This window comes from Abditibacteriota bacterium, from assembly GCA_017552965.1.
Classification (GTDB): domain Bacteria; phylum Armatimonadota; class UBA5829; order UBA5829; family UBA5829; genus RGIG7931.
In genome coordinates this window covers 1-3,428 of sequence record JAFZNQ010000118.1, presented here as the reverse complement: position 1 = coordinate 3,428, position 3,428 = coordinate 1, and the positions used below count along the sequence as shown (strand labels likewise).

Annotated in this window: 3 protein-coding genes; all 3 read left to right on the top strand. The window is 63.6% G+C overall.

What is annotated here, in order from left to right; genetic code table 11:
• A partial coding sequence (locus IK083_10270) for a hypothetical protein (GenBank protein ID MBR4749938.1) occupies positions 1-187 on the top strand: 187 nt, incomplete at its 5' end.
• Between the two features lies 1 nt (position 188).
• Positions 189-1,949, top strand: coding sequence for a hypothetical protein (locus tag IK083_10265; protein MBR4749937.1), 1,761 nt, complete (start codon positions 189-191; stop codon positions 1,947-1,949).
• Positions 1,942-3,237 (top strand): hypothetical protein, encoded by a 1,296-nt coding sequence (locus IK083_10260; GenBank protein ID MBR4749936.1) that lies wholly within the window; start codon positions 1,942-1,944, stop codon positions 3,235-3,237. Before IK083_10265 ends, IK083_10260 begins: the two co-directional genes overlap by 8 nt.
• Positions 3,238-3,428 lie beyond the last annotated feature (191 nt).

The following is a 3,428-nucleotide window of genomic DNA, read 5'->3' as shown; positions in this document are numbered from 1 at the left end:
GTACTGCGTGGTGAATTCCGGCAACAACACGGAGCTGGTCTTCACCCCCAAGTTCAAGTACTGGAACCCCAAGGACACGGGCTCCGCGGACGACCGCTGGATAGGCATAGGCCTCCGGGAGATCAGGGTGATCTCCGACTCCAGGGCCCGGGTGTTCTCGGCCAACAACATGGACTACGTCAAATAATATGCGCAGGCTGCTTTTGGCGCTGCTGGCGCTGTTGTTCTGTCTCCGGACGGCTGCGGTCCCTTTGGCGGACTTCATAGTCACGGACTACGGAGCGGCGCCCGGCGGCGCCGACTGCACCGGGGCCTTTCAGCAGGCCCTGGACGCAGCCTTTCGGGCGGGGGGCGGCAGCGTCTTCGTCCCCTCCGGGGAATACACCCTGCGGGGCACGTTGAAGATCAGGTCCGGAGTGTATCTTACTGGCACCCATCAGGCGCCTCCCACCCAGCGCAACGACCATCAGGCAGAGCAGCGCAGGACCTGCAGCGGCTCTGCCCTCCGGGTCTATGCGGGCAAAAACGAGCCCGACAGCGACCCCTTTATCACTCTGGAAGGGTCCAACTGCGGAGTGAAGGGCCTCATCATCTCCTATCCCGAATGGTCTCAGGAGACGGTGCCTCCCATCCCTTATCCTCCCTGCATCGCCGGCTGCGTGGGGGACAACCAGAGCGTCATTGACTGCCTGCTGCTGAACCCCTACGAGGGCATCCGGCTGTCGGGGGTGGGCCGCAGCTACGTCCGCAACGTGTACGGCTATCCCATCAAACGAGGCCTCTACATAGACAAATGCTACGACATCAGCCGGGTGGAGAACTGCCACTTCTGGCCCTTCGGGGTCAGGTATGATCAGACCGAAAAATACTGCCAGTGGATCAACAAGAACGGCACTGCCTTTGAGTTCGCCCGCAGCGACTGGCAATACGTCACCAACTGCTTTTGCTTCGGCTACGGCGCCGGCTACAGGTTCAGCGCCTCGGACGCGGGCAGCTGCAACGGCAACTTCCTGGGCCTGGGGGCCGACTGCTGCACCAACTCCGTGCTGGTGGAGGCCTGCCAGGGACCGGGCCTGCTCATCACCAACGGCGAATTCGTGGGCCGCTGGTCCTCCGACGACTCCTGTCCCGTGAATATCCTGGAGACGGCGGCGGGGAAGGTGAGCCTGCTGAACTGCTCCTTCTGGGGCCCCATCGATACAAGTATCCGCACCGCCAGCCCCGACGGGCTGCTGTCCGTCATGGGCTGCCACTTCGAGAGCTGGGAGAAGGCGGCCATCGAGATGAACGGCGGCAACGGCCTCATACAGGGCAACACCTTCAACGAAAAGACCCCTCAGATCATCCTGGGGGAGAAGACCCGGTCCGCCATCATCACGGGCAATCTGGCCGAAGGGGAGATAATAGTGGACAACCGCATAGGCTCCAAGGCGCAGATATCCCGCAACAGCCGGGCCTTTGCCGTGAAGATGACCGAGGAGCAGAAGAAGAACTACGTGATAGACGTGGGAGCCCCCAACGAGAGCATGTATTTCCGCAACTTTTACAAGGGCGAAGCGGCGGGAGAATTCAGCGGCGGGGGCACCAAGCGCTGGTCCCAAAAAAACGAGAGCATCATCATCCCCGTGAACAGACATACCCGCTGCGCCGTCACTGTGGACCTCTACGTCCCCCGGGCGGCGGTCCGGGAGGATATGGGCATATATCTGGATGGGGTCAACGTGATGCCCGTCACCGGAGCCGGGGAGCACAGGGTGTCCTGCGAGATAGACACGGGGGACAGGAGCAGCCTGACTCTGAAGCCCCGGTTCGCATATTGGAACCCCCGGGAGCTGTCGGGCTCGGCGGACGACCGATGGATAGGCATAGGCCTGAGGGAGATACGGGTGATAAGCGACCCCCGGGCCCGGGTGTTCTCCGCCAACAGGCTGGAATATACGGATGAATAATACCTATAGACTGCTGTGGACAGCCCTGGCGCTCCTGTGGGCCGGGGCCTGCGCCGCCGCCCCCGTCTGCTATGACGTCACGGACTACGGAGCCGTGCCGGACGGCGCCTCCGACTGCACCGGGGCCTTTCAGAGGGCTCTGGACGCCGCCTTTTTCGACGGAGGGGGCTCAGTGTTCGCTCCCGCCGGCAGCTACGCCGTAAAGGGGAATCTGGTGGTCAGGTCGGGAGTCTGGCTGGAGGGAGCCTATCGGGCGGAGCCCGTCCCGGGAGGGGAGGCCGCTCCGGGAGCCCCGGGGCAGGGGACCGCGCTGCTGGCCTTTGCGGGACGCAACAGGCCTCAGGACAGGCCCTTCATAGAGCTGGAGGGCACCAACTGCGGCGTGAAGGGGCTGGCCATATATTATCCGGACAACACCGGCTCCGACGCGCCTCCCGCGCCTTATCCTCCCTGCATCGCCGGCTACAGGGGCAACACCCAGAGCGTCATGGACGTGATGCTGGCGAACCCCTACGAGGGCCTGCGTTTCGTGGGCATAGGCCGGTGCCACATCAGCCGCGTGTGCGGCTATCCCGCCAAAAGAGGGCTGTATATAGACAAATGCCTGGATATCACCCGGGTGGAGGACTGCCATTTCCGGCCCCTCGGAGAGGCGGAAACGAGCGCCCGGAGCCGCTGGACAGGCAGGTTCGGCGTGGCCTATGAGTTTGGCCGCACGGACTGGCAGTACGTCCTCGATTGCTCCTGCTCCGGCTACGGCGTGGGCTACAGGTTCAGCAGGTCCCCCTCCGGCTGCTGCAACGGCAGCTTTTTGGGCATAGGAGCCTTTGACTGCGCCGTGGGAGTCAGAGTGGATGCGGTCTCAAAGCCGGGCCTGCTCATCACCAACGGCCAGTTTTCGGGCCGTCCGGGGAGCCGGGATTCGGTGGGGGTGTGGACTCTGGCCACCTCTCCGGGGAAGGTGAGCCTGACCAATTGCTCCTTTGCAGGCCCCATGGACGCCTGCGTGTCCCACTGCTCCCCGGGCTTTTTGTCCGTGACGGGCTGTCATTTCGGGAGCGCGGACAGCCGGGCCCTGGACCTGGCCGCCGGCAGCGCCGTCATTAGCGGCAGCAGCTTCGGACCGGCCGGCGAGCATATCAGGATAGGGGACAGGGCCGGGAGAGCCGTGATCACCGGCAACACGGCCCCCGGAGGGCTCAGAGTGACCAACCGGGACAAGGACGGAGTGGAGACGGACCTGCCGGAGGAGGCTTTCCGGGAGGGAGACGCGGCCGGCGGACTGTGATAGTCCTGCGGGGTCCGGAGTGACAAGGGCAGGATATTCAACGCCAATAATATGGATTACGAGGAATAAAGATGAACAAAGCATTATGGGTACTGCTCATTCTCATGAGCGTGACGGCGGTATTTGCCGCCCCGTCGGACCTCATCGTCACGGACTTCGGCGCCAAAGGCGACGGCAGGACCGACTGCACC

Excerpts from the sequence above, each read along its gene's own strand:
- IK083_10265 (MBR4749937.1), top strand. The coding sequence starts at position 189 with ATGCGCAGGCTGCTTTTGGCGCTGCTGGCGCTGTTGTTCTGTCTCCGG.
- IK083_10260 (MBR4749936.1), top strand. The coding sequence starts at position 1,942 with ATGAATAATACCTATAGACTGCTGTGGACAGCCCTGGCGCTCCTGTGG.